The organism is Geobacter sp. AOG1, assembly GCF_019972315.1.
GTDB lineage: Bacteria > Desulfobacterota > Desulfuromonadia > Geobacterales > Geobacteraceae > Geomobilimonas.
In genome coordinates this window covers 1,700,293-1,726,816 of the sequence record NZ_BLIZ01000001.1, presented here as the reverse complement: position 1 = coordinate 1,726,816, position 26,524 = coordinate 1,700,293, and the positions used below count along the sequence as shown (strand labels likewise).

At 59.1% G+C, this 26,524-nt stretch carries 24 protein-coding genes; 4 read left to right on the top strand and 20 right to left on the bottom strand.

Annotated elements, in window-relative coordinates; all coding sequences use genetic code 11:
* Window positions 1-19 precede the first annotated feature (19 nt).
* From LDN04_RS07885 to LDN04_RS07855, 7 genes are all read right to left on the bottom strand, one after another.
* On the bottom strand, window positions 20-220 hold the full coding sequence (locus LDN04_RS07885) for a DUF5710 domain-containing protein (RefSeq protein WP_223908670.1): 201 nt from the start codon (window positions 218-220) through the stop codon (window positions 20-22).
* 131 nt (window positions 221-351) lie between these two features.
* Window positions 352-1,092 (bottom strand): TIGR03915 family putative DNA repair protein, encoded by a 741-nt coding sequence (locus tag LDN04_RS07880; RefSeq protein ID WP_223908669.1) that lies wholly within the window; start codon window positions 1,090-1,092, stop codon window positions 352-354.
* A gap of 56 nt (window positions 1,093-1,148) precedes the next feature.
* Window positions 1,149-2,429 carry a putative DNA modification/repair radical SAM protein gene (locus tag LDN04_RS07875; protein ID WP_223908668.1) on the bottom strand — a complete coding sequence of 427 codons (1,281 nt, stop codon included), beginning with the start codon at window positions 2,427-2,429 and terminating at the stop codon, window positions 1,149-1,151.
* Between the two features lie 242 nt (window positions 2,430-2,671).
* Window positions 2,672-4,585, bottom strand: coding sequence for an arginine decarboxylase (speA, locus tag LDN04_RS07870; RefSeq protein WP_223908667.1), 1,914 nt, complete (start codon window positions 4,583-4,585; stop codon window positions 2,672-2,674).
* Between the two features lie 43 nt (window positions 4,586-4,628).
* Window positions 4,629-5,783 (bottom strand): carboxynorspermidine decarboxylase, encoded by a 1,155-nt coding sequence (nspC, locus tag LDN04_RS07865; protein ID WP_223908666.1) that lies wholly within the window; start codon window positions 5,781-5,783, stop codon window positions 4,629-4,631.
* Window positions 5,784-6,033: 250 nt separating this feature from the next.
* A complete protein-coding gene (locus tag LDN04_RS07860; protein ID WP_223908664.1) occupies window positions 6,034-7,230 on the bottom strand; it encodes a saccharopine dehydrogenase family protein in 1,197 nt (398 codons plus the stop codon).
* 283 nt (window positions 7,231-7,513) lie between these two features.
* Window positions 7,514-8,062: a helix-turn-helix domain-containing protein gene (locus LDN04_RS07855; RefSeq protein ID WP_223908661.1), complete on the bottom strand. Its 549-nt coding sequence runs from the start codon at window positions 8,060-8,062 to the stop codon at window positions 7,514-7,516.
* Window positions 8,063-8,459: 397 nt separating this feature from the next.
* Between LDN04_RS07855 and proC the strand changes: the two genes are divergently transcribed.
* A complete protein-coding gene (gene proC / locus LDN04_RS07850; RefSeq protein ID WP_223908657.1) occupies window positions 8,460-9,275 on the top strand; it encodes a pyrroline-5-carboxylate reductase in 816 nt (271 codons plus the stop codon).
* Window positions 9,276-9,453: 178 nt separating this feature from the next.
* On the opposite strand, the gene LDN04_RS07845 is transcribed toward proC, so the two are convergent.
* The 13 genes from LDN04_RS07845 to ybgF form a co-directional block, all read right to left on the bottom strand.
* Window positions 9,454-10,287 (bottom strand): response regulator, encoded by an 834-nt coding sequence (locus LDN04_RS07845; RefSeq protein WP_223908655.1) that lies wholly within the window; start codon window positions 10,285-10,287, stop codon window positions 9,454-9,456.
* A gap of 104 nt (window positions 10,288-10,391) precedes the next feature.
* Window positions 10,392-10,595, bottom strand: coding sequence for a hypothetical protein (locus LDN04_RS07840; protein ID WP_223908652.1), 204 nt, complete (start codon window positions 10,593-10,595; stop codon window positions 10,392-10,394).
* A 13-nt stretch (window positions 10,596-10,608) separates the two neighbouring features.
* A complete protein-coding gene (locus LDN04_RS07835; RefSeq protein ID WP_223908649.1) occupies window positions 10,609-11,430 on the bottom strand; it encodes a polysaccharide deacetylase family protein in 822 nt (273 codons plus the stop codon).
* 104 nt (window positions 11,431-11,534) lie between these two features.
* Window positions 11,535-12,227, bottom strand: a complete 693-nt coding sequence (locus tag LDN04_RS07830) for a YggS family pyridoxal phosphate-dependent enzyme (protein WP_223908647.1) — start codon at window positions 12,225-12,227, stop codon at window positions 11,535-11,537.
* 114 nt (window positions 12,228-12,341) lie between these two features.
* A complete protein-coding gene (locus LDN04_RS07825) occupies window positions 12,342-13,712 on the bottom strand; it encodes a hypothetical protein (RefSeq protein WP_223908646.1) in 1,371 nt (456 codons plus the stop codon).
* A 294-nt stretch (window positions 13,713-14,006) separates the two neighbouring features.
* The gene (locus tag LDN04_RS07820) at window positions 14,007-14,591 is read right to left on the bottom strand and encodes a Maf family nucleotide pyrophosphatase (RefSeq protein ID WP_223908645.1); all 585 of its coding nucleotides are present in this window, start codon (window positions 14,589-14,591) and stop codon (window positions 14,007-14,009) included.
* Entirely contained in the window at window positions 14,575-14,859 is a 285-nt protein-coding gene (locus LDN04_RS07815) for a hypothetical protein (protein ID WP_223908644.1), read from the bottom strand. Before LDN04_RS07815 ends, LDN04_RS07820 begins: the two co-directional genes overlap by 17 nt.
* A gap of 82 nt (window positions 14,860-14,941) precedes the next feature.
* Window positions 14,942-16,240, bottom strand: coding sequence for a methylenetetrahydrofolate--tRNA-(uracil(54)-C(5))-methyltransferase (FADH(2)-oxidizing) TrmFO (gene trmFO / locus LDN04_RS07810; protein WP_223908642.1), 1,299 nt, complete (start codon window positions 16,238-16,240; stop codon window positions 14,942-14,944).
* A 4-nt stretch (window positions 16,241-16,244) separates the two neighbouring features.
* Entirely contained in the window at window positions 16,245-16,646 is a 402-nt protein-coding gene (locus LDN04_RS07805) for a hypothetical protein (protein ID WP_223908639.1), read from the bottom strand.
* Between the two features lie 62 nt (window positions 16,647-16,708).
* Window positions 16,709-18,979 carry a type I DNA topoisomerase gene (topA, locus tag LDN04_RS07800; protein ID WP_223908637.1) on the bottom strand — a complete coding sequence of 757 codons (2,271 nt, stop codon included), beginning with the start codon at window positions 18,977-18,979 and terminating at the stop codon, window positions 16,709-16,711.
* A 149-nt stretch (window positions 18,980-19,128) separates the two neighbouring features.
* Complete coding sequence (dprA, locus tag LDN04_RS07795; protein WP_223908635.1) at window positions 19,129-20,208, bottom strand: DNA-processing protein DprA; 1,080 nt, start codon at window positions 20,206-20,208, stop codon at window positions 19,129-19,131.
* 74 nt (window positions 20,209-20,282) lie between these two features.
* Window positions 20,283-21,278, bottom strand: a complete 996-nt coding sequence (locus tag LDN04_RS07790) for a LysM peptidoglycan-binding domain-containing protein (RefSeq protein ID WP_223908634.1) — start codon at window positions 21,276-21,278, stop codon at window positions 20,283-20,285.
* Window positions 21,279-21,316: 38 nt separating this feature from the next.
* On the bottom strand, window positions 21,317-22,048 hold the full coding sequence (gene ybgF / locus LDN04_RS07785) for a tol-pal system protein YbgF (protein ID WP_223908633.1): 732 nt from the start codon (window positions 22,046-22,048) through the stop codon (window positions 21,317-21,319).
* 148 nt (window positions 22,049-22,196) lie between these two features.
* On the opposite strand from ybgF, the gene LDN04_RS07780 reads away from it, so the two are divergent.
* The 3 genes from LDN04_RS07780 (at window position 22,197) to LDN04_RS07770 (ending at window position 26,483) form a co-directional block, all read left to right on the top strand.
* Window positions 22,197-23,423 carry a U32 family peptidase gene (locus LDN04_RS07780; protein WP_223908632.1) on the top strand — a complete coding sequence of 409 codons (1,227 nt, stop codon included), beginning with the start codon at window positions 22,197-22,199 and terminating at the stop codon, window positions 23,421-23,423.
* Between the two features lie 150 nt (window positions 23,424-23,573).
* Window positions 23,574-25,235, top strand: a complete 1,662-nt coding sequence (locus LDN04_RS07775) for a glycosyltransferase family 39 protein (RefSeq protein ID WP_223908631.1) — start codon at window positions 23,574-23,576, stop codon at window positions 25,233-25,235.
* An 84-nt stretch (window positions 25,236-25,319) separates the two neighbouring features.
* The gene (locus LDN04_RS07770) at window positions 25,320-26,483 is read left to right on the top strand and encodes a DegT/DnrJ/EryC1/StrS aminotransferase family protein (RefSeq protein ID WP_223908630.1); all 1,164 of its coding nucleotides are present in this window, start codon (window positions 25,320-25,322) and stop codon (window positions 26,481-26,483) included.
* Window positions 26,484-26,524 lie beyond the last annotated feature (41 nt).

Sequence of the window (26,524 nt, the reverse complement as noted above, 5' to 3'; positions counted from 1 at the left end):
ACCTATATAGCAAATTTCGTCAGGCATACCGTTCAGCCAGTCGTTCGACCAGCGGTGTTCCGCGGATCAGGCCGTACCGCACGTACCAGAGTTTCCTCTCGGCATCCCACCTTGCCCGCATGGCGCGCAGTTGTTGCCGCAACTCCGTCTCACCGTAGGCGACATGAATTTCCCCTCTATAATCGCCATCGACGCGCCATGGGCCGCACGCGCCGGTCACTTACCCGACTATACGCATTCCTCGATTGTCTGTAAATTACAATCTTCAAAGAATTGAGAAACCAGAATTCACGTGGAGGGAAGCGGCGAAGCGAGGTGTACCTTCGCGCCGTGGAGAGGACATTGTAAGAACTAGAACTCCACCAGGTGCCGGCGGTACTTGAGGGGGACCTTGCTCTGCTGCAGGCGGGGGTTGTGCCGCGCGGCGATGGCGAGCCGGTCGAAGTAGCGCCGCCAGAGGGACTGGAACCACTCCTCCCGCTCGCTCATGACCGGCGCTCCGGTCAGCTCCAGGGACACCTCCTCCCACCCCTCCCGTCGCGCGGCATGGACGATCGCCAGGTTCCTCCGGACGTCGTGAATGACCCAGTGCTGGTCGAAGAAACGGTCGGCAAAATGGGGGGCCATGAGGGAGAGGACCCGGTGGTCCGGCTCCAGGGCGGCATAGTAGAACCCCTCCCGCACCTTCCGGAACCGGACGAACCCTTTCATCCGGTGCGCCTCGTGTCGTACGCGACGGGCCAGCTGGTGCACCGGCAGGACCGACTCGTGGCTGAGGAGGGAGTCGAGCCGCCGCCCCTCCCGCCACCCCAGCCGGAGGTAACGGTGGAGGTGCATCTCCACCCCTTCCGTTTCGCTGAGAAAGGCATGGTAGAGGTGGGCGGCCGTTGCCGGCGACAATCGCCGGCCGATCTCGTCCAGCAGCCGTTCCGCAACTTCTTCGTTGGTCTCAACACGGACGATGGCAGCGAAGAGCCCCGCCTGGGCCGGGGCAGTCGTGCCGATGGAGTTCGGCTCCTCTCCCGCCTCCCGCACCAGGGCCAGGACGGTCAACACCCCTTCAAACGTCCCGTCATAGAGATAGCAGGTCATAGGCAACGCCTTTTCGTCGTTAACTCAAAACTCAAAACTTAGAACTCAAAACTGCCTCACAACTCCCCCGTCAGCACTGACGCCAGCTCATCTCCCCCCGCACCGTCGAACAGGGAGAGCTGTCTCGCCTTTTTGGTCGTCGCCGGCGCCATCAGCCGCGACCTGAGCACCGCCTCGTTCATGTCCAGATCATCCAGCCGCTTCCCCCGGGCGGTGAGGAAGTAACGGGCCCGCTTCAGCACCACCCCCAGCTTCGCCAGGTCGTCGAAGGAGAGGCGCTGCTGGCGGCGGGCGCGGACGATCCGCTTAGCCGAGCGGACGCCGATCCCCGGCACCCGGAGGAGCACTTCGTAGTCGGCCCGGTTCACCTCCACCGGGAAGAGGTCAAGATGGCGAAGCGCCCAGCCGCACTTGGGGTCCACCGCCAGGTCCAGGTCGGGACGGCCGTCATCCAAGACCTCGTGGGCGGCGAAACCATAGTAGCGCAGCAGCCAGTCAGCCTGGTAGAGACGGTGCTCCCGCACCAGCGGCGGGACCGGAAGTGCGGGCAACCGGTTTCCTCCCGCCACCGGGATAAAAGCCGAGTAGTAGACCCGCTTCATCCCGAGCCGGTTGTAGAATCCCTCCGCCAGGCGGATGATCTGCAGGTCGCTCTCCGGGGTCGCCCCGACGATCAGCTGGGTGCTCTGCCCCGCGGGCGCGAACAAGGGCGCCTTGCGCGATACCTTCCGCTCCTCCCGGCTCCGGGTGATGAGACCGCTCGCCGTCCGCATCGGTCCAATAATAGCTTCCCGGCTCTTGTCCGGGGCCAGGAGCTTCAGGCTCTCCCGGGTCGGAAGCTCGATATTGACGCTCACCCGGTCGGCAAAGCGCCCCGCCTGCTCGACCAGCAGCGGGTCGGCGCCGGGGACGAGCTTCAGATGGATGTAGCCGTTGAAGCGATGGGTTTCGCGGAGGAGCCGCGCGGCCCGGATGAGGAGCTCCATGGTCTGGTCCGGGCCGTGCACCACCCCCGTGCTGAGGAACAGCCCTTCGATGTAATTGCGCCGGTAGAAGCCGATGGTCAGTTCCGCCACCTCCTCCGGAGTGAGGGAGGCGCGGGGGACGTCGTTGCTCCGGCGGTTGACGCAGTAGGCGCAGTCGTAGATGCAGGCGTTGGTGAGAAGGACCTTTAGGAGGGAAACGCAGCGGCCGTCGGAGGTCCAGCTGTGGCAGATGCCGCAGGAGGCGGCGTTGCCGATGCCGTCCCGGTTGTACCTCTTGCTCCCGCTCGAGGCGCACGACACGTCGTACTTCGCACTTTCCGCCAGGATCACCAGCCGCTTTTCCAGCTCCATCTTTTCCTCCTCCACCGGGGCCTGCGGTTCAAACAACCGCGAGACATGCCGTGGTGGTCAGCGTAGGGGAGGAGTGTGACAGAATACGTCAATTTTATCCTGAACCCGTGGGGGAGAAGTGCCCTTGGAGCAAATAGGAGAGAGGCGTGAGCCAAACCACGTCAGCGCCACGGCAGCCCTGCCCATAAAAAAAGCCCGCAGATATGGAATCTACGGGCTTTGCCAGCTTTTGTGCGGTGAGGTCATTCCCCCAGGTAGGTGTACCCCAGCAGCGTCCGGTCCAGCAGTTCGATGAAGTGGCTGCTCTCCTCGATGGAGACCTTGCGCTGGGCAACCCCCTTCTCCAGGTGTTCCCGGACCCGCTTGAGAATCTCCGGCCCCTTGTACTGGACATACTTGAGGCTCTCCCAGCAGGCATCGCCGTTGATGACCGTGTCGATCATGTAGCCGGACTTCTTGCTGAAGGTGATATGGACGGCGTTGGTGTCGCCGAACAGGTTGTGCAGGTCCCCCAGGATCTCCTGGTAGGCGCCGATCAGGAAGAAGCCGATGTAGTATTCCTCCTCCTTGCGGATCTTGTGGAGCGGCAGGAACTTGGTCCGGCCGTTCTCCCCCACGAAACTGGTGATCTCCCCGTCCGAATCGCAGGTGATGTCGGCGATGGAGGCGATGACGTCCGGCTTCTGGTTGAGCCGTTGCAGCGGGACGATGGGGAAGAGCTGGTCGATGGCCCAGGAGTCGGGGACCGACTGGAACAGGGAGAAGTTGGCGAAGTAGGTCTGGCGCAGGGCCAGCTGGAAGTTCTGCAACTCCTCGGGGATCGGCTTGATCTTCTCCACGATGCCGTTGATCTTCCTGATGATCTTGCCGTAGAGCCACTCGGCGATGGCCCGCTCCTGCAAGGTCAGGTACCCCAGGTTGAACAGGCTCACCGCCTCCTGGATCAGTTGCTGGGTGTCGTGGTAGTCCTCCCGCAGGCTGTAGCGGTCGATGCTCTTGTGGATGTCCACCAGCTTCTTGACGGTCGGGGCCAGCTTTTCCGCTTTTTCCAGGTCCTCCTCGAAGTCGGGGGTGAGGCGCTGGGTGTTGGTGTTGAGCACGTTGGTCACCAGCACCGAATAGTGGGCGACCGTGGCCCGCCCCGACTCGGAGATGATGTTGGGGCACTCCACCCCCGCATCGTCGCAGATGTTCTTGATCTGGTAGATGACGTCGTTGGCGTACTCGTCGATGGAATAGTTGACGCTGGAAAAGTAGCTGGACTTGGAGCCGTCGTAATCCACCCCCAGGCCGCCGCCGATGTCCACGTACTCGATGCCGAGTCCCATCTTCCGCAGCTCGGCATAGATGCGTGCCCCCTCGATGAGGGCGGTCTTGATCTTGTCGATCTTGGTGATCTGGCTCCCGATGTGAAAATGGAGGAGCTTCACTTGGTCGATGAGCCCGTTCTCCTCCAGAAGGCCGATGGCGGCGATGATCTCCGCCATCCGGAGGCCGAATTTGGCATCCTCGCCGCCGGAGGTCGCCCACTTGCCGGTCCCCTTGGAGGAGAGCTTGACCCGAATGCCGAGCTTGGGCTGGATGCCGGTCTTCTTGGACAGCTCGATGATCTTTTCCAGCTCGAACAGTTTCTCGATCACCAGGGTGATGTCGTAGCCGATCTTGGTGGCGTAGAGGACCGTCTCGATGTACTCGGTGTCCTTGTAGCCGTTGCAGATGATGGGGAGGTTATTGCCGCTGGAGATGGATATCCCCGCCACCAGTTCAGGCTTGGAACCGACCTCCAGCCCGAGGTTGTAGCGCTTGCCGTAGCTGGCAATCGCCTCGACAACCTGGCGCTGCTGGTTCACCTTGATCGGGTAGAAGGTCTGGTACTTGGCCGGGTAGTCGTTCTCGGCGATGGCGTTCCTGAAGACCCGGTTGATGCTGGCGATCCGCCCCTGGAGGATGTCCATGAAACGGAGCAGGATGGGGGGCTTGATCTTCCGCTTGATCAGGTCGTCCACCAGCACCCGGAGGTCGATGGAATTCTTGGAGTTGGACGAGGGATGGACACAGACATTCCCCTTCTTGTTGATGGAGAAGAGATCTGCCCCCCAGTTGTCCATGTTGTAGATTTTAGAGGAATCGTTTATCGACCAGCGTTCGGATACCATAGTTTACCTCGGGCGATGCCAGGAAAATTTAAAATCAAACCAATTACGACAACTTGTTCCGGAAATCCTCGTAGCAAAACGTTCGAACTACCTTCAACTCCCCGGTCTCCGGCTCATAGGTACAGATGGCCGGATGCTGGATGCCGTTGAAGGTGGTGGTCTTCACCATGGTGTAGTGGGACATGTCCTCAAAGGCGAGCCGGTCACCCGCCGTGAGGGGCCGTTCGAAGGACCAGTCGCCGATGACGTCACCCGCCAGGCAGGACGGCCCCCCCAGTCGGTAGGTGTGCGCTTTCACCCCCGGATCGAAGCCACCCGTGATGCCGGGACGGTAGGGCATCTCCAGCACGTCGGGCATATGGCAGGTGGCCGAGACGTCGAGAATGGCGATGTCCATCTCGTTGTGCACCACGTCCAGCACTTCGCCGACGAGGATGCCGGTGCCGATGGCGATCGCCTCCCCCGGCTCCAGGTAGACCTCCACGTTGTACTTCCCCTTGAAGTAGGCGATGAGCTCCACCAGGGCGTCGATGTCGTACCCCTCGCGGGTGATGTGGTGGCCCCCCCCGAGGTTCAACCACTTCATGCCGTGCAGGAACCGGCCGAACTTCTCCTCGAAGACCTGGGCGGTCCGCTCCAGCGGCTCGAACAGCTGTTCGCAGAGGGTATGGAAATGCAGTCCTTCGACGCCGCCCAGGGACCGCCCCTCGAACTCCCGCAGCGGAATGCCGAGGCGCGACGTGGGGGCGCAGGGATCATAAAGAGGGGTGTGCCCCTCGGAGTGCTCCGGGTTCACCCGCAGGCCGACGGAGACCCGCCCCGCCTCCTTCTCCCACAGGGGGCGAAACCGCTCCAGCTGGTTGAATGAGTTGAAGACCAGGTGGTTGGACACCTGCAACAGCTCGACGACATCGCTCTCCTTGAAGGCGGCGGCGAACGAATGGACCTCCCGTCCGAACTCCTCCCGCCCGAGCCGTGCCTCCCACGGCGAACTGGCGCAGACGCCGTGCAGCGTCTCCCGGATGAGGGGAAAGACCGACCACATGGCGAACGCCTTCAGCGCCATGAGGATCTTCGCCCCGCTCCGCCGCTGCACTTGGTCCAGTATGGCCAGGTTATGGCGCAACCGCCCCAGGTCCACCACGTAGGCGGGGGACGGAGCGAGTTGGAGAATTTTCGGAATGTCGATACCGGTCAATGTTAGAACCTTTTTTCACCACAGAGGACACGGAGGAACGCAGAGGGAATTTATCAACCTTCGTTCCGACTGTTAGTCCCGTATTGTTGCTCTTGCGGCACATCCAATTCTGGTTCTGGCTGGTTATAAAAGGAACGTTAGATTTGCGATGATGACGGCGTCGGAGAGGAGGGCCGCCCGCAGGCGTAGCAGCGCTACGTCGAGGAGCGGGCCGACGAGCCGGCGTCGTCAGTGCGCAAATATGGCGTTCCTACAGCGTAGGCCACTCCCCGCCGTCGACCACAACCGTCGGCAGCCCCATGGGGCCAAGCACTTCAAGAAACATCTCCGGATCGAACTGCTCCATATTCCAGACCCCCGGCTTGTGCCACTTGCCGGTCAGCATCATGATGGCCCCCACCACCGCAGGCACGCCGGTGGTGTAACTGATGGCCTGGGACTGGACCTCCCGGTAGCACGCCTCATGGTCGCAGATGTTGTAGATGTAGACCTGCTTGCGCTTGCCGTTCTTGGTACCGCGGGCAATGACGCCGATGCAGGTCTTCCCTTTGGTAAGCGGCCCGAGCGATCCCGGATCGGGAAGGAGCGCTTTGAGGAACTGGATCGGGACGATCTTCTGCCCCTGGAACTCCACCTCGTCGATGCGGGTCATCCCCACGTTCTGCAATACCTCCAGGTGCTTCAAATAGTTATCCGAGAAGGTCATCCAGAACTGGGCCTTCTTGATGGTCGGTATATGCCTGACCAGCGACTCCATCTCCTCGTGGTAGAGACGGTAGATGTTCATGGGACCGATACCCTCGGGGAAGTCGAAAACGTGCTTGGTGGAGAGTGGTGCACTCTCGACGAACTGGCCGTTCTCCCAGTGGCGGCAGGTGGCGGTCACCTCCCGGATGTTGATCTCCGGGTTGAAGTTGGTGGCGAAGGGCTGGCCGTGGCTCCCGGCGTTGGCGTCGATGATGTCGAGCTCTTCCACCACATCGAGATACTTTTTCGCCGCCAGGGCGGTGTAGACGTTGGTCACCCCCGGATCGAAGCCGGAGCCGAGGAGCGCCATCAGCCCCGCATCCCTGAACCTGTCCTGGTAGGCCCACTGCCAGGAGTACTCAAACTTGGCGGTATCGAGCGGTTCGTAGTTGGCGGTGTCGAGGTAATCCACACCGGTTTCCAGACAGGCGTCCATGATGGTCAGGTCCTGGTAGGGGAGCGCCACGTTGATGACCAGTTTCGGTTGCTCCTGCCGAATCAGGGCCGCCAGTTCGGGAACATTGTCCGCATCCACCTGGGCCGTCTTGACCGGCGTCGGAATCTGGGCCGCGATGGCGTCGCACTTGGATTTCGTCCGGGACGCCAGGGTGATCTCGCTGAAGATGTCCCTACGCTGGGCGCACTTGTGGGTGACCACTTGTCCAACTCCACCGGCACCTATTATCAGAACTTTGCTCATCATTTCCTCCAAAGAGTGCCGCCACATTTGCGCCCTGACGACGCCGGCTCGTCGGATTGCTCCTCGACGTAGCGCTGCTACGCCTGCGGGCCTTCCTCCTCTCCGTCGCCGTCATCATCGCAAATCTGACGCCACGCAGGTTTTAAAAGTCTTCACTGCCTAAGGGATGCGAGATTTCGGCCAGATCCTCGCACCCGCAGGAATGCCGGCGGAGGCGTACTGGAGATACGCCGCACAACGAGCATCCGGAGACGGCGGGGATATGGTCGGAAGATCGCATCCCTCAATAGTAAAAGGTGGGTGGTGTTACCACCCACAATATCTTCGCCGCCGTCTTCCCGATATTCTTCACCGAATGCTTCTTATCCGACGTGAAATAGAAACACTCGTCCTTCTTGATGGTGTGGAGCCGATCGTCCAGACGGAGCTGGATTTTCCCCAGGAGGACGAAACCAAACTCCTCCCCCTCGTGAAACTGCTGCTCGTCCATCTCCTCACCCGGCTCCAGGGTCACGAGCACCGGATCCATCTCCCGATTCTGGGCGCCGGGGACCAGGAGTTCGACCTTTATTTTCTCGTCGTCGTCAGTGGCCTGCACCCGGGCGTCCTTGCCGAACACCACGTTCTCGTCGTCGTCGGTATCGCTGAAAAACTCCTGCATGCTCACCCCGAACACATCGACGATGTCCTTCAGCGTTGCAATGGACGGAGATGTGGCGTCGTTTTCCAGCTGGGAAATGAACCCCTTCGTCAGGTCGGCGCGACTCGCCAGCTCCTCCTGGGTCAGGGAATTGATCATCCTCAGCCGCTTCAACCGTTCACCGATCTTCAAACAGTCCTCCACGTTCAGCACAGGTAAACGCATCGCTCCCGCAAAGTTTAGTATTTCTAAACTTATTGTCAATCAGCGGGTTTAGCATTGGTAAACTTTCTGTCATGTGCCGGGTTTAGAAATGCTAAACTTTATGTTTAAACCCAAGCACACGAGCAAAGCTTTATAGTACATGCCCCACACCGTGTCAATCATTTTTTGAGCCCTCCGGAAAATTTTACCCGACGGCAACAAAACCGGTTCCGGTGTCCCCGGGGAAAAGGTGAAATAGTGCCATTATTTCCCTTCGGCACCGCCAAATTTATTGACATTTGAAGAGGGATTTATTACTCATTCATACAGCTGCACCGAAATGAACGAACTGATTCCGGGCCATAGGCCCCGGCAAGGAGAGAATATGCTGAAAGACAAAAAGATCGGCTTCATCGGCGGGGGGAACATGGCTGAGGCCCTGATAAAGGGGCTCCTGGCGGGGGGAATGCCGGCCGGTGACCTGGCAGTGGCAGAGCCGGTGGCGGAACGGCGCACGTTCCTGCATGACCGTTACGGTGTGAACGTCAGCGGCGATAACCGGGGGGTGGCTGCCGACAGCAACATCCTGTTCCTCGCCGTCAAGCCTCAGATGGCGGAACCGGTGCTGGCGGGACTGGCCGGTGTCGTGGGCCCCGCCACTCTGCTGGTCTCCATCATGGCCGGGGTGAAAACCTCCACCATAGAGGCGGCATTCGCCACCGGCGTCAAGGTCGTGCGGGTGATGCCCAACACACCCTCACTGGTTCTGGAAGGGGCAACAGCCCTTTGCAGCGGGGCCAACGCCACGACTGACGACCTCACCACCGCCCGACGCATCTTCGAGCTCGTGGGAAAAGCCTGTATCGTGGAAGAAAAACTCATCGACGCGGTCACCGGCCTGTCCGGCAGCGGTCCGGCCTTCGTCCTCACCTTCATCGAGGCGCTCTCCGACGCGGGGGTCAAGAACGGTCTCCCCCGCGACATCGCAACGAGCCTGGCGGCCCAGACCGTCTACGGCACCGCGCGGCTGCTCCTGGAAACCCACGAACACCCCGCCATGCTCCGGGATAAGGTGACGTCCCCCGGCGGGACAACCATTGCCGGGCTTCACGTACTGGAAAAGGAAGGGTTCCGCGGGACGGTCATTAACGCCGTGGATGCGGCCACGGCCCGGTCGAAGGAACTGGCGGGAGGGAAGTAGGAGATTGGATGAATTCGGAGAAAGCTCCAGATGCAAGGCTTGCGATCCGTGAGGAGTGAGGCGTACTGGCAGGTACGCCGCAACGACGTATAATTGAGGAGCAATTATTGGTGCGGGCGTGTAAGCGTTCGCACTAAAGGCAAGCTGACAATCAGCAGATGGACTTTTTACGGATTCGTCATAGCTGGCCATAGTACTGCAATGCCCGCTTCACCCTCGTCACCAGCGTCGCCTCCCGCACCGGCTTGGCCATGAAATCGAAAAAACCCTTCTCGAATGCGCGCGCTTCTTCGTCGCCGTCCGCCACCCCTGTAAGGAGGATCACCGGGATCAGTCGGGTTTCCGGCAGATTCTTGAGCGCGGACAAGAGGGCATAGCCGTCCATCTTCGGCATCTCCTTGTCGGTGAGAATCACCTGGGGTGCCTCGGCCAGCGCCGTCTGGTACGCTTCCATCCCGTCCATCGCCACCACCACCCGATACCCTTCCTGCGTAAGAATATTGCTCAGCATGGTGTAGAGGAGCTTGTTGTCCTCCGCGACCAGGATGGTCCGCTCCTCGCCGGAGATTTCACTGGTCTTTCCCAAGTAATGGCGATTGATGGCGGCAATGATATCCCGGCGGGTGGCAATGTAGGGGACGATCTTCAGGCTGTGGTTGGCGGCGATGTTGGCAATGATGCGGGTGTCGGTGGGATCGGCCATGGCAATGGCGAGCCGGCCATTCTCCACCTTGAGCGGAAAGAGGAGATTGGGGAGCGCCACATCCACCGAGAGGAGACGGAGCGCATCGGGAGAAAACTTGAACCGGGCAAAATCGCTCACCACCCGGTAGCCATACTGCTGGGCCAGCGCATCGGCAAGCTCCTCCCCCGTGATGACCTCGATGTCCTCCAGCACAAAACCGACCTTTTTTTTCTGCCGTCTAGCCCTGAGCAACGCACGCTCCAGCGTCGTCGGGGTAACCAGCCCCTTCTCGACAAAAATTTCGCCAAGCTTCTGCCGCTTCGTCATCGTCCCTCCTCGGATCACTGCTTCATAACATGGGCAACCGGTCGCAACCTTAACACATTTTCAGAAAAAGACAAAGCCAGGTGCGAGCCTGGCTTTGTTGTCCTTCATTTCGGAGCGTCCCCCTCGGGGGGAGACGGAGCATCTCCGCGGTTGATCGCGTCATAGAGCGCGATCTGCTCCTGGAGCGAGAGCTTCCGCTTCCCCTGACACCCCTGCCGCAGGCAGAGGCTGCACCGGTCGTCGCTGCACCACTGGCAAAAGGTGCAGTCCGGACACGCGTGCTTCTTTCCGCTCTCGTCACTTTTCAACTTTCACCGTTTTTCAGTAGACGATGTTCCGCTTGGGTGCCGTTCCCGCCAGTATCTGGGCAAACGCCTTCCCCTGATCGGCATTGATGAGGAGATACCGGGGAAGCTTCGTGACGGTGTCGGAAGCGCCCGCGTGGTGGCGCTCGATGGTGAAGGTCGTTATGTAGCCGGCAGCAGCCGCCTTCTGCAGCAGATGGTCGTCATAGATACCGAACGGCCAGGCAAGCATGTCCACCTTTCCCCCCAGCTCCTTTTCGAGCCGCGCCTTCGACTTGGTGAGCTGCGTATCCACCGATTTCTCGAACTCGGCGGGCGCCATTTTCTTCCGGTCCTTCTTGAAATTGGGATGCCAGTAGGTGTGGGACTGGATGTCGAACAGCCCGGTCTTCTTCAACTCCCGCAGTTGATCCCAGGTCATGGCGTACTTGGCATTGGAGATGGCGGAGGGGTAGACGAACACCGTCACCGGTACGTTGTACTTCTTCGCCAGGGGGAGCATGTCGCTGTATACCGTCTTGTGGGCATCGTCCTCGACGATCACCACCGACTTCGGAGCGGGCGCCGGCCCCTTCTTCAGATACCAGTCCACCAGCTGACGGAGCGGAATTACCTTGTAGCCGTTGTCCCGCAGGTATTTCAGGTGTTCTTCGAAAACGGTAGTCTTGATGGTCATGCCGTCGGCGACGGTCGGTCCGAAACGGTGGTAGAGGAGAATGGGGACACTCACCTCCTGGGTGAGCGCGGGCTTCTGCTGCTTGAGTTGGGGAGTGGCGGCCAAGGCCGGAGTAAGGGTGACGAGCAGGGCAAACAGGACGAAAGCAATGCGGGACATCATTGAACGATAAACCTCCAGGGGATGTGTGAATAGGGATGAGTGTATAACAGAACGGTTACAGAAGGGAATGGAAAAATGGCTGGATGCAGAAAGAAATTGGGCAGTTACCGGTACTGCCGCTCCCCGAAGACCGCCGTGCCGATCCGCACCAGGGTCGCGCCCTCGGCGATGGCCGCCTCGAAGTCCCCCGACATCCCCATGGAGAGTTCCGCCATGGTCACGCCGGGAATCCCCATAACGGTGATCTCACCGGCAAGGCGTCGCAGCTCCCGGAAGTAGGGGCGCGCCCCCTCCGGGTCGTCGAAGAAGGGGGGCATGGTCATGAGGCCGCGCACCCGGAGGTGGGGAAGCCGTGCCACCGACCGCACCAGATCGAGCAGTCCGGCGCTCGTGGTGCCGCTCTTGGTCGCCTCTTCGGCGATGTTCACCTGGATCAGCACGTCGCAGCTCCTACCCAGCCTCCTCCACTGCCGGTCGATCTCTTCAGCGAGGGAGAGCCGGTCCACCGAGTGGATGAGGGTGACGAGCCCGGCCAGATATTTCACCTTGTTGCTCTGGAGGGAGCCGATAAAGTGCCACTCCACCGGCTCCTTCACCTCGGCCGCCTTGGCGGCGAACTCCTGGACGTAGTTCTCCCCGAACAGGAGCTGCCCGGCCCGGGCCGCGCCGGTAACAGCTTCCGCCGACTGGGTCTTGGAGACGGCCACCAGGCGCACGCTGGCCGGGTCACGTCCGGCCTTGACGGCAGCAGCGGCGATGCGGTCCTGGATGATTTTCAGGTTATCGGCGATGGGCATGGAAATCTCCGGAGCAGACGGTTTCACTTTTCGGGCTAACAAATGCAGCTTTTAACGTTAACTAGCTTGCAGGACAGGAATTCCTTGTCACCTGCGGATTCCCATGTAGTAGGTCTAGATCTGCTTCGAAATCAGATACACCCTGTCTTCACCCCGTATTTTTTGCCCAGCAAAGGTTTCTGCCTCCAGTTCAAGGAGTTGCGACGAAGCACCTGGTTCGACAATAATCTGGTCTATGTATATGTGACAGATAAAATCCTCTATGCCATCTCCATTGACATCCTCGATTGCACATAGATATTTATCCCCTTTACCCACTCTTTGCACATCAGCTCCAGCCAATGTTACCGATTCGGGGTTGATAGCAGTGGCATCAAATACCGCAGAACCGAAGATCGCCACGGTGAGTTTACCATTAGTGCGAAGTTTGATTTCATTATCTGGATCAGATGGTCTGATATCGATCCGTACCGTTTGCACAAGTGGGCTAAAAATAAATGCATGCCGTTCCCCGTTGAGGAGGCCGGAGCCAATGATCTGTCCCTTGTCATTGATATCACGGACCTCTTCGATATTCCAGCCTGAACTTGCAGGGAGCAAGGTATTCAGGTCGGTCATGATTCCGTTATAGTATATATAAGGATGGAGGATAAAATCCAAAGGGCTTTGTGCCGTTCCAATGACCTGCCCCAAGTTGTTAAGAGCTGTTGGGTAATTATAACTGCCACCGAAATCGTTAATACGGGTCATTTCCCCTTCCTGATATATGAAACCGTCAATATGCACCCACGCCACTATACCGGATCCGACTACTTGTCCCACGTCATTGATATCTGTTGCATTGAAAGGAAACAGTCTGGTAAACGTACCCTGGCTATAAAGATAAGAATGTTCACATTCCCAACTGCCGCACGGGACCTGGAAAAGAATAGCTTGTCCCAGATTATTGATCCCTCTGGGGCTACCTTTTATCCCAGGATATACTATTCCTTGACGTTCTCCTTCTGCAGATAAGTCTGTAACACTACCATTGTCGTATAAAATCACATGATTTTCTCCCATATCAGGCACATTGGCTATGCTTCCTATTATAACGTTGTGATCGTTTATTCCTGTGGCTTCGATCATACCAGCAGCTATAAACAAATCTGTGAATTGGGCATTGTACAACTGAAAAGCCTGCTTATAGTCATTGTTACTATAGTTTCCCACTATATAACCCGATTCATTAATGCCCAATGCTTCACTATCGGTTCCACCGAAGGTACCAAGATCTGTCAATAATTGATTCTCGTAAAGAAATGCATGTTTATGCCCATCATCAGTTGTTTTGTATCCGACGACTTGTCCTTTGTTATTGATCGCCGTTGGAGTGACCATTGAACCCAAGTCAATAACGGAATATGATGTTGTTCCCGCGATTGATTGAAATGCCAGCGAAATGACAATTAAAATTGTAGAAGCTGTCTGTGTTATTATCTTCATTGAATGCTCCCTTCGTTAGATGAAGGGGCGTAGTGTCCGACCCCTCACGGCAGAAATTTTGACGAGCTATAGTTAACATACTCAAATCACTTAACATACTACCCTGTTCTATTACATTGTCAAAATTCTGTGGCCACCAGAAATTCAGGGGTGATTCTGACAACAATCAATTACCACGCTTGTCACACAACTGAACCATCTTGACCCGATAGTGAAGAAATTGTGGAGGAATATAAAAAAGGCGGCCCGATTGGACCGCCTTTTTGGTGAAGTTGCATTCTCTGAAATTGTGCCTCACTCCTGCAGTGCCCCGAGCCTCCGCAGCGCCTCCACCACCTCGCACAGCGGCAGCCCGACAACGTTGGTGTAGGAGCCATCGATCCGCTCCACCATGTGGGCCGCCCCCCCCTGGATGGCATAGGCCCCTGCCTTGTCGAAGGGGCAGCCGGTCGCGATGTAGGCGGCGATCTCCCCGTCCCGGAGTGGTTTGAAAAACACCCTGGTCGTTACGGCATCGCAGAGGGCATCATCACGTTCCTTGTCGAAAATCGCATAGCCGGTGATCACCTCGTGGGGGACGCCGGAGAGCTTTTTCAGCATCCGCTCGGCGTCGGCAGGATCCACCGGTTTTCCCATGATCTCGCCGGCGCAGACGACCACCGTGTCAGCCCCGATGAAGAAGCGCCCTTCTGTTCTCCCCGCGGTGAAGAACGCCTTGTCCCGCGCCAGCCGCCGAACGTGATCCTCGGGGGTCTCACCCGGCATCTCTTCTTCCGGGATGTCGCTCGGGAAAACGTCAACCTCAACTCCTGCCGATGCCAGCAGTTCAAGCCGCCGGGGGGAGGCCGATGCCAGCACGATCCTATTTTTTATCGCCATGTTCCTGCTCTCTCTTTTCCTTCATTTTCTGTTCATAGATCTGCTGCATCGCCTCCTGCTCCTCCCAGTGCTTCTTCCAGTCCTTCTTCCGGACGAAATAGAGGGCAATGGAGCCGCCTATGATCATCACCCCCCAGAACATCTGGGTAGCCTGGCCGGTCACAACTCCCGAAACGAGGGATCCAATACCCATGAGGAGGAGAAGCACCTCGATGCAAAAGAGCCGGCCGATGACCGATATTTCCTGTTTTTCCTTATCCTTGTCCATTCATTCCCCTTGCAGGTGCGATCCTTGGATCGCCCGCTTCTGGTATCGCGTCAATTCCGGGCGAACACAAGGTTCGCCCCTATCATGATCTCAGCCATCCGTCCAGCTCTGCCAGTGCCCGTTCCGCCAGCCTGGCACGTTTCTCCTTTTTCTTCACCCGTCCGGGAAGGTCGGGGAAGAGGCCGTAGTTCACATTCATTGGCTGGAAATGGCGGGGCTCGGTGTTGGTGATGTGCCGCACCAGTGCCCCCAGGGCCGTTGCCGGCGGGGGGACGGTCAACGCCTCTCCCACTGCAAGACGGGCGGCATTCAGACCAGCCAGAAACCCGCTCCCCGCCGATTCCACATACCCTTCCACGCCGGTGATCTGCCCCGCAAAGAACATGCGCGTATCGCTCTTGAGCTGGAACGTGGGAAGAAGGAGGGCGGGTGCGTTGATGAAGGTATTACGGTGCATGGAGCCGAGGCGAACGAACTCGGCATGCTCCAGCCCCGGCAGCATCCGGAAGATGCGACGCTGTTCCGGCCAGGTAAGCTTGGTCTGGAAGCCGACCAGGTTGTACATGGTCCCGGCCAGGTCCTCCCGGCGAAGCTGCACCACCCCATGGGGTTCGGTGCCGGTACGCGGGTCGACCAGGCCCACCGGCTTCATGGGGCCGAAACGGAGGGTATCGAGCCCTCGCGCCGCCAGCTCTTCCACCGGCATGCACCCCTCGAAGTGGACCACTTTCTCGAACTCCCGGGCCGGCACCTTTTCCCCGTCATTGAGTGCAGCCACGAAAGCCCGGTACTCCCCCTCGTCCAGCGGGGAGTTAAGGTAATCGTCCCCATCCCCTTTGCCGTAGCGGGAGGCACGGAACACCTTCCCCATGTCGAGGGAATCGGCCGTCACAATGGGGGCAATGGCGTCGTAAAAGTAGAGGTAGTCGCCGGTGAGCCGGCCTATCTCCCCGGCCAGGGCATCGCTCGTCAGGGGGCCGGAGGCGACGATGACCGTCCCGTCCTGCGGAATCTCCGTCACTTCACCCCGCACCACCCGGATGAGAGGATGGGTCTCGATCCTGTCGGTGACATAGTCGGAAAACAGCTGACGATCCACGGCCAGCGCCCCACCGGCCAGCACGCGGGTGGCATCGGCCGCCATCATGAAGAGGGAGCCGAGTCGACGCAATTCCTCCTTGAGAAGTCCGACGGCGTTTTCAAGCGACTCACCCCGCAGGGAATTGGAGCAGACCAGTTCGGCGAGACCTTCCAGGTGATGGGCCGGGGAATACCTGACCGGCTTCATCTCGAGGAGGGTGACCGATACCCCCCGCTGCGCCGCCTGCCAGGCCGCTTCGCAGCCGGCCAAGCCGGCACCGATGATCGTTAGTTGCGTCATGGTGTCATTCGCCATCGTCAGAGGAAACGTCGAACTTCTGCAGTGGTGAGCCGGCCAGAAGCCGTGGCCGTCCTTTCCCCTCGTCCCAAACAGTCAGATACCCCTTCCACCCTTTGTCGAGCAGTTCCCTGATCTGGCTCACCACCCCATCCGCCGGCGGCGCATGGAACGCGTTGTACCCGGAAAATCCACCAGGGGGGATCAGGCGGTAGGCACCGTATCCTCGCTTTTCATTCCGCTTGGTCAGTGTGGACGATGCAGATAGGCTTGTATGCTCCTCATACTTTGTCCAGCCGCAGATGGGGCACATGACCCGCCGGGCACTGGTTTCACCCCAGCATTCCATATCGATGCGGGCGTAGGCGAAGCGACACTGGCCACACTGCTCATGCGTCTCACTTGGCATGAAAAACTCCTTGTATCATGAAAAAAGCGGGGATCGCTCCCCGCCTTGCGTTCGACAGCGGGCTATTTCTCTTTGCCCCCCAGCTTGTAGTCGCACCCTTCTTTCGGGCACTTGAGGAATTCCCCTTCCCGCTTGTACACCTTTTTCACGAGGAGCGGAAAACCGCATTTCGGACAGGGTCCCGGCTGAGGGGGGTCCCAGAGAGCAAATTTGCATTGCGGGTAGCGGTTGCAGGAGTAGAAGAGCTTTCCGTAGCGGGATTTCTTCTCGGTCAACTCCCCTTCCTTGCAGTCGGGGCAGACAATTCCGGTTCCTTTCGGTTTGACCAGCGGCTGGATGTTCTTGCAGGCGGGGTAACCGGAACAGGCCAGGTACTTGCCAAAGCGGCCATCCTTGATAAGCATGGGGCTGCCGCACTTGTCGCATTTTTCCTCGGAAAAGACCGGCTCCGCGGTTTCCGTGGCCGACTGCTCCAGGTTGCGGGTATACTTGCAACCGGCCTGGTAGCCCGAGCAGGCGATGAACTTCCCTCTCTTCCCCAGCTTGACCACCAGCGGCTGGCCGCAGTCGGGACAGATTTCGTCGGTAGCCTCGGTGGTCAGGTCAGACTTGCTGACCTCCCCCTCCTTCTGGTGCAGAAGCGAACTGAATGGCCCCCAGAACTCGCGCAGGAGGGGCTTCCACTGCTTTTCACCACGGGAAACCTGGTCCAGTTCCTCTTCAAGGGAGGCGGTGAAGTTGTAATCCACATAGGTGGTGAAGTGGTTGACGAGCAGATCGCTCACCACCATCCCCACATCTTCCGGGAAGAACCGCTTCTTGTCGAGCCTCGTGTACTTCCTCTCCACCAGGGTGTTCATGATGCTGGCATAGGTGGAGGGCCGGCCGATGCCATATTCCTCCAGGGTCTTGACCAGCGTCGCCTCGGTGTATCGGGGAGGGGGCTGGGTAAAGTGTTGCTCCGGAAGGAGCTCCCCGAGCGACAGGGATTCACCTTCGGCAAGGGGGGGAAGCGTCCCTTCCTTCTCCTCCGTCTCGTCGTCGATCCCTTCGATATAGAGCTTCATGAAGCCGGGAAAGCGAATGACCGTACCGGCAGCCCGGAAGACAAAGCCTTCACCCGCACCGATATCGACGGAAGTCTGGTCCAGCAGGGCCTCAGCCATCTGGCACGCTACGGTACGCTTCCAGATGAGTTCGTACAGCTTGAACTGGTCGGATGAGAGGAATTTCTTCAGTTCAGCGGGGGTCTTGACGATGTAAGTGGGGCGGATCGCCTCATGGGCTTCCTGGGCATTCTTCGCCTTGTTCTTGAAGGTGCGGGGCTTGGCAAGGGTGTACTCCTTGCCGTACAGGTTCCCGATCACCTCTTTCGCCTCGGTAAGCGCCTGGTTGGAAAGCACCACGCTGTCCGTACGCATGTAGGTGATGAGACCGACCGATCCTTCACCTACGTCGATCCCCTCGTAGAGCTTCTGCGCAATGGACATGGTCTTTTTGGCGGAAAAGCCGAGCTTGCGCGCCGCCTCCTGCTGGAGAGTGGAGGTGGTAAAGGGGGGAGACGGTGAACGTTTCCGTTCGCTCCTGGTGACCTTCTCCACCCGGTAGGATGCCTTGCCAAGTGCGGCCACGAGACGCTCGGCGGCCGTCTGATCGGGGATATCGAACTTGCCGAGCTTCTTCCCTTCCGCCTCCACCAGGTTGGCGGTAAAGCGCTGCCGGGCGTGGTTGGCGAGCTGAGCTCCAATGGACCAGTATTCCCGGCTCTGAAACGCCTGAATCTCCTTCTCCCGCTCACAGACGAGACGGAGCGCCACCGATTGCACCCGCCCTGCGGACAGGCCATAACGGATTTTCTTCCAGAGGAAGGGAGAGAGGTTGAAACCGACCAGGTAATCGAGAACCGACCGCGCCTGCTGGGCGTCCACCAGGTCAAGTGCAATGTCACGGGGGTTGTTGACGGCATCGACGATGGCGTCCTTGGTGATTTCGTGAAACACCACGCGCCGGACCGGAATCGACTTTTTCCCGTCGAGGCCGAGCGCCGCCAGCAGATGCCAGGAAATCGCCTCCCCTTCACGGTCGGGGTCGGTGGCCAGGAGAAGGGAATCGCAGTTCTTCAGTTCCTTTTTGATCGTGTCGATGTGCTTCTTGCTCTCAGGCAGAACCGCATATTTCGGCTCAAAGTCGTGCTCGATATCCACCGATCCCTGCTTGCTGGGAAGTGCCCGTACATGGCCGAAAGAGGCAAGGACACGGTACTCCTTGCCAAGGAACTTTTCGATGGTCTTGGCCTTGGCCGGAGATTCGACTATGACGAGATGCTGGGACATTTATTCACCGCGCTGATTGATTAAGTTGAATTCTACCACAGGTGGCACAGAGGAAAAGGAGAGTTTCCGGAGTAAACCATTTCCTCTGGCTTTTCTCCATGCCCCTCAGTGTCCTCCATGGTCTAACAGGAGTTGTATCCTCTGTTGTTTCATGCAAGCGCAAAAAGTTTCCCCGGGAGTTGCTGCACCGCCCCCTTCAATTCCAGGCGCAGTAAAATAGCGGAAACATCCCCCACTGTCAATGCGCTTTTTACAATGATATCGTCGATATGGTGCGGTGCCGCCGCCAGGATCGTATAGATCGCCGCTTCCTGGTGGGTGAGCTCAAATGCCGGCACGACAGCCTGCGAAGTCCGGTTCTCCCCACGCTGCGGCAGTTCCTCCAGGATATCCTCCACCGTCTCCACCAGCTTGGCCCCCTGCTTGATGAGGCGGTTGGTTCCGCGACTGGAACTGCAGGTGATGTTTCCCGGAATGGCGAATACCTCCCGGCCCTGATCCAGTGCATACTGGGCGGTGATGAGGGAGCCGCTCCGCTCTGCCGCCTCCACCACCAGGACCCCGCGGCAGATACCGCTAATGATCCGGTTACGGCGGGGAAAGTTCTCCGCCAGGGGGAGGGTCCCCAGGGGGAACTCGGAAACGAGCCCGCCTTTCTCCTCCATGGCGGCAAACAACTCATGGTTTTCCGGCGGATAGACCACGTCGACACCGCACCCCAGTACGCCGACGCTTCGCCCTCCACCGGACAGGGCTCCCCGGTGGGCTGCCGTGTCAACGCCACGCGCCATGCCCGAGACTACCGTGATACCGTGGGACGCCAGATCACCAGCCAGCCTTCGGGTGGCAAGCAGCCCGTAACTGGAGGCACGACGGGAACCGACCACGGCCACGGCAGGCTCGAGCCCCGTCAGTGAACCCTTGACATAGAGGTAGGGGGGCGGATCGGGTATCTCCAGCAGGGATCGGGGGTAGTCGGCATCCAGCAGCGTGACGACCCTGGCGCCACTCCGCATGAGCAGTTCACATTCCCGTTCGGCCGCTGGCCGGTAATCATGGTTCCCGATGGCGGCGGCCGCCGCCACGCTGACCCCTTTGACTCTTGCCAGTTCTTCCGCCGAAGCGTCAAGGGCTCTGGCCGGTGTCCCGAACTGTTCCAGCAGGCGACGGAATGTCACATTTCCCACCTGGGGAACCGATTTCAGGGCAAACCAGTAAAAATGTTCCATGCATGGACCTGTCTCAAATCAAATAAAAAAAGGGGGTCCAATCCGCGAATTGGGCCCCCTTTCCGGTCGCCTGCCTACTTTCTCATTTCAACCCGATCTCCTCGGTAAATGGTGTCGATGCTCTTGACTACCAGCGCCGTGGATGTGGTTTCACCGGTCTCAACCACCACGACCGCCCCGACCACGTCTATCGGAAGTTTGCCGATCGGCAAGCTGAGAAATTTCTGATCGGGAACCACGTCACGCACCACATACAGCATATTGCCAGGCTCAAGCCCGTTCCCTTTCCCCATATCCAGAAAGACAACGTCACCCGTCGCAATAGCCTTGTTGCCGGTCTGGGTTTCGACGATATAGCCGTTCAGGTCCTTCGCCGGCGCCTTGAGCGATACGATCTTCTTCCGCTCCCGGTACGGCATCAGGTATGCCCCCGCACCTATTTCCAGGTACGATTTCGTGATGAGCGCCTTGGAAGATTTCTCCTCCAGTTCGGAAATCTGCAGCGAACCGAGGGGGATGACCCGGTGTCCCAGGATCACGTGGTTTACCGGATGGCTGACCGCTTCCATTTCCTTGAATATGGAGAAGCGGTCGCCGGTCTTTACCCCTTGGACCTTGCCAATGTCGGCATAGACGATGTCGTCCTCGCCGACAATCTGACGGTTCTGAAAGGTGGAGATGATGTGACCTACCGGCCGGGCGTTCCCTTCCAGCAGGAAACCTTCTCCGCCCGTCACGGTGAATACCCGCTCCGGAACCACACCCTCCGGTTCAGGCGAAGGGGCAGGAACGGGCGGAACCGCTCCTTTTTCGTCAACTATCTCGATCCGGTCTGCAAATATCCTCAGTTTCTGGCCAGGGAAGATGAAGTGGGGATTGCCGATACTCGGATTTTTCGCCCAGAGGGGCGGCCAGTAGTGGGGATCCTTCAGGAACTTGTCGGAGAGCCCCCACAGGGTATCACCCTTCTGAATCACATAGATGGTCGGCTCTTCGTCCTGAGCCCAAGCCACCGTATAACCGGCCGTCAACAACAGTAAAAACAGAAGTGCTCGCACAGTTAGTTTCATAGACACCTCACGGGATAGTTTGGTTCCATCTGAAAGTTCTAAGAATGTCCCAGTCGTTCCTTCGCCTTCACCGCAGCCGGGCTCCGGGGATATTTGTCGACCAGTGCCTTAAGGGCCGCCTTGGCCCTGGCCGGTTCGTTCATATTGAAGAGGGTGTAACCGGTCTTGAGCATGGCGTCCGGAACCTTGTTACCTTTCGGATAATTACTCACCACCTTGTTGAACGCCTCCAGTGCCAGTGGGTAGTTGCGCTGGGTGTAATAGCACTCACCGATCCAATACTGGGCATTGCCGGCATACTCATGTGAGGAATGATTCCGAATGAAGGCCTCGAAGGCCTCGATGGCTTCACCATACTTGTTGCTGCTGAACAGGCCGAAAGCCTTCATGTAGGCTTCCTGGGGGCCGGCATCGCTATCGGGAGGGGCCGCATCGCTATTCACCACCTCGATCCTGGGGGTGGCAGCGGGAGGCAGTTCGGTCACGCTCGGGGAGGGGGTTTCCAGGGACGGCTTGAGGTTCTTCAGCTGGGGAGCAACCGTATTCTTCAGTTCATCCAGTTCGGCAGACTGGGCCTTGTCCCTCGCCTGCAACTCTTTCACCTCGCCGCTCAGTTCGGCCACCCGCTTGTTGGCAGCAGCACTCCCCTGGATCAGCTGCTCCAGCCGGGCATCCATCTCCGTCTGCTTCTTCAGAATGACGTCATAGTCGCTGCATCCGGAAGCCGCAAACGCCAAACCAGCCACGACAACCCACGAGATCGAACGCATTCCCCCTCCTTATCAAAAACTGACCATAATAAATGCCATTTCCCCGTTTTTGTCAAGAACAAAGCGCCTTTTCGGGTTTATCTGACGTCGTCGATGTGCTACTATCCGGCATGTTTTCCAACTTTGCTCCCCAACCCAGGAAGTTACAATGACCAAACCGGAACTGCTCGCCCCGGCGGGCAACATGGAAAAGCTAAAGATCGCCATTCACTACGGAGCCGACGCCGTCTACCTGGGGGGGAAAGCCTACGGCCTGAGAAACCATGCCGACAATTTTACCTTGGATGAACTGGCTGGCGCCGTCGCCTATGCTCACCACCACCGGGTCAAGGTCTACCTGACCGTTAATGCCTATCCCGACAATGCCGACATCGACGGACTTTACCGCTACCTGGAGTCGCTGCGGGACATCCCCCTCGACGCCTGCATCGCCGCCGACCCCGGAGTAGTCGCCATGCTGCGGGAGGTCGCGCCGGACCGCCCCATCCACCTCTCCACCCAGGCCAATACCACCAACTGGAAGAGCGCCCTTTTCTGGCAGGAACAGGGAATCAGCCGGATCAACCTGGCCCGCGAGATGTCCCTCGACGACCTGCGTTACGTCCGGGAGCGCGTCGGCCTGGAACTGGAGGCCTTTGTCCACGGGGCCATGTGCATCTCCTACTCGGGGCGCTGTCTCCTCTCCAGTGCCATGAGCAGCCGCCCGGCCAACAAGGGTGAATGCGCCCATCCCTGCCGCTGGAGTTACGCCCTGGTGGAGGAGACCCGGCCCGGCCAGTATTTCCCGGTAATCGAGGACGAAACCGGCACCTTCATCTTCAACTCCAAGGACCTCTGCCTCCTCCAGTACATCCCCGAACTGGTGGAAAGTGGCATCAATTCCCTGAAGATCGAGGGACGGATGAAGGGGATACACTACGTGGCGGCGGTGGTCCGGGTCTACCGGGAAGCGCTCGACCGCTACTGCGACGATCCGGAGAACTACCGCTGCCGGCCGGAATGGCTCGACGAACTCTGCAAGATCAGCCACCGGGGGTATACCACCGGCTTCTTCCTCGGTCCACCCAAAGACCTTGACCACGAATACCGTTCCCGCTATACAAGGAGCCACGACTTCGTCGGCATCGTGGAAGAGGTAAAACGCGACGGCTCTCTCGGCATCGAGGCCCGTAACCGGATCGAGCCGGGAGACGAACTGGAATTCATCGGCCGTGGCATGACCGGTGGCAGACACCGATTGACGGAGCTCTGGAGCTCCGACGGCACGCCGCTCCAGGTTGCCCATCCCAACCAGCGAATCACGCTCCGTGTGCCGTTCCCCGCCGAAAAATACGACCTCATCCGGCGGGAAAAACCGGTGGAGGAACTGACATAACGTCACGCCAGGCAACAAAGCTCTATGACGCAACAACACAAGGACACAAAGAAACGCCACAGCCCCATCGACTTTCTCCTGTCTCCTCCACGTCCTCTGTCGTAAATATTTTCCAGGTTAAAATTCTATTCCAAGTAAAGGTCACTTCCGATGAAATTTATCACCGACTTCCTCACCGCCAAAGAGAGCCCCGCCAGAAGGGACCTGGTGGCACTCCTTCTCGTTTTCGGCGTGGCATTTCTGCAGTTCCTTGGCCGCCTCCCCCTGTTTGAACCGGACGAGGCCCGCTACGCGGAGATACCCCGGGAGATGCTTGAGCGGGGGGACTTCATCACGCCGTTACTCAATCACGTCAAGTATTTCGAAAAGCCCCCTCTCCTCTACTGGCTGAATGCCATCTCCTTCTCCCTTTTTGGCGAGAACGAGTTCGCCGCCCGTTTTGCCTGTGCCATGGCAGGGCTGCTCACGGTCCTCATAACCTACCACGTAGGACGCACCCTGTTTGGCCGGCGGGAGGGTCTCTTCGCAGCCCTGATCCTGGGGACCTGCACCGGCTTCCTCATCCAATCCAGGATCAACATAACGGACATGCTCCTCACCTTCTGCTTGACCGCCTGTCTCGGCTGCTTCGCCATTGCAGTCCGCGACAGCGAGCCCCGCCGGGGGCTTTACTGCCACTTTGGCTATATTTTCGCTGCCCTGGCGGTTCTTGCCAAGGGGCTCATCGGCATCGTCTTCCCCGGTGCCATCATCTTCCTCTACCTGCTCCTGGGAAAACGCTGGCGGCTTCTCAAGGAGATGCGCCTGGTGACCGGCACCCTCCTCTTCCTCCTGGTGAGCGCCCCCTGGTTCATCCTCGTCTCCCGGCAAAATCCGGAATTCGCCCGCTTCTTCTTCATCCACGAGCACTTCGAGCGCTTCACCACCAAGGTCCACGGCCGCTATCAGCCCCCCTGGTTCTTCGTCCCGGTCCTGCTCGGCACCATGATCCCCTGGTCGTTCTTCATTCCCTCCGGGCTCAGGGGGATATGGCGGGAGCGCCACAGCCTCTCGGGGCTCAATGCCCTTTTCCTCGCGACATGGGCCATCTTCATCTTCGTTTTCTTCTCCAAATCCGATTCAAAGCTTGTCCCCTACATACTTCCCGTCTTCCCTCCCCTCGCCATCCTCATGGGGAGGGCTTTTGTCCGGCAACTGGGCGAGCCTGACCGGCTCATGCGTATCCAGGGATACGTGCTGGCCGCCATTCTGACGATACTCGGGATTGGCGTCTGCATCTATCCCCATGTTCCCCAGGCGCGGGATATCACCCCCCTTTCCGGGCTGGTTGTCGGCTCGATTTTCCTCGTCGAAGGGGTGGCAGTCTTCGCCATGGCCCGCCGCGGCACTCTTGCGGCACTCCTCGTCGCCCTCTGTTTCTGTTCGTACCTGCTGGAAATTGCCGGCCCGCTGACCATCATGAACGATGTGGCACCGACAAGGTCCACTAAGGACCTTTGCCTGATCGTGCGGGAACAGGCCGGGCCGGACGCCGTGGTCGCCTCTTTCGGCCACGAACAAGGGCTGCCGTTCTACGCCCGGCGGCGCGTCATCACCGTCGGCGGCATGGGAGAGCTGGAATTCGGCTGCAAGCAGGGAGACCAGTCCGCCTGGTTCATGGATGCGCAGCAGTTCAGCCAGCTCTGGGACGGCCCGAAGCCGGTGTTTCTCCTTTTCCGCCACACGGACGTGGAGGGGTTCCGCGCCCTCGTCAAGACACCCATCCGGGAATTGGCCCGCACCAGGAAGAAGGTGCTCATTACCAACCGCTAACGAGCCACCAGCCTGAAAATTGTTTGCACCATCAGTAGTTTTGTGCCATAAATAACAGGTTATTTTACCTGCCGGAGGCCCTTCGTGCGCACGGATTTTCTCCCCTTTTCCCGCCCCACCATTGACGACGCCGAGATCAACGAGGTTGTCGATTCCCTCCGCTCCGGCTGGATCACCACCGGCCCCAAGGTGAAGCGTTTCGAGGAAGAGTTCAAGGCTTACGTTGGGGCGCCCTACGCCGTTCCCCTCAGCTCGGCCACCGCCGGACTTCACCTGACGCTCCTGGCGCTGAAGATCAAGGAGGGGGATGAGATCATCACCACCCCCATGACCTTCGCCTCCACGGTCAGCATCTGCGTCCTCTGTGGCGCAAAACCGGTGCTGGTCGATATCGAACCGGGGACCCTCAACATCGACGCGGCAAAGATCCGCGAAAAAATCACGGAGCGGACCCGCGCCATCATTCCGGTTCACTTCGCCGGCCAGTCCTGCGACATGGACCCCATCTTCGCCTTGGCGAAAGAGTTCGGCATTACCGTCATCGAAGACGCTGCCCATGCCGCCGGCACCGAATACAAGGGGCAACGGATCGGTTCCTTCGACTCCATATCCATCTTCTCCTTCCACCCCAACAAGAACATCACCACGGGCGAAGGGGGGATGGTCTGCACGCCGGACGAGACGCTGGCCGAGGAAGTCTCCCTTCTCAAGTTCCACGGCATGAGCCGGGAGGCGTGGAAGCGGTTCGCCGCCAGCGGCACCCCCAACTACGACATCGTCCTCCCCGGCTTCAAGTACAACATGATGGACATCCAGGCAGCCATCGGCATCCACCAGCTCCCCCGGCTGGACGGTTTCATCGACAGACGCCGGGATATCGCCGAATTTTACAACCGCGAATTCGCCGACGTGGCCGAACTGGCCCTCCCCACCTATGCCCCCTACGAGCAGCGCCACGCCTGGCATCTCTACACGCCGCTGGTCAGGATCGAAAAGCTCGCCATCGACCGGGACACCTTCATGGCGGAGTTGAAGAAGGAAAACATCGGCACAGGCCTCCACTACAAGGCGATCCACCACCACGAGTACTACCGGAACACCCTGAGCATCCGCCCCGGTGAACTGCCCAATGCGGATTACGCGTCGGACCGGATACTCTCCCTCCCCCTCTTCCCGCTCATGTCGATGGACGACGCCCGGGACGTGGTGGAAGGGGTGAAAACAGTGATTGCGAAAAACAGAAAATAACGTAGGGGCGGGGTTTCCCCGCCCTAGCGCGTGAACCGCGC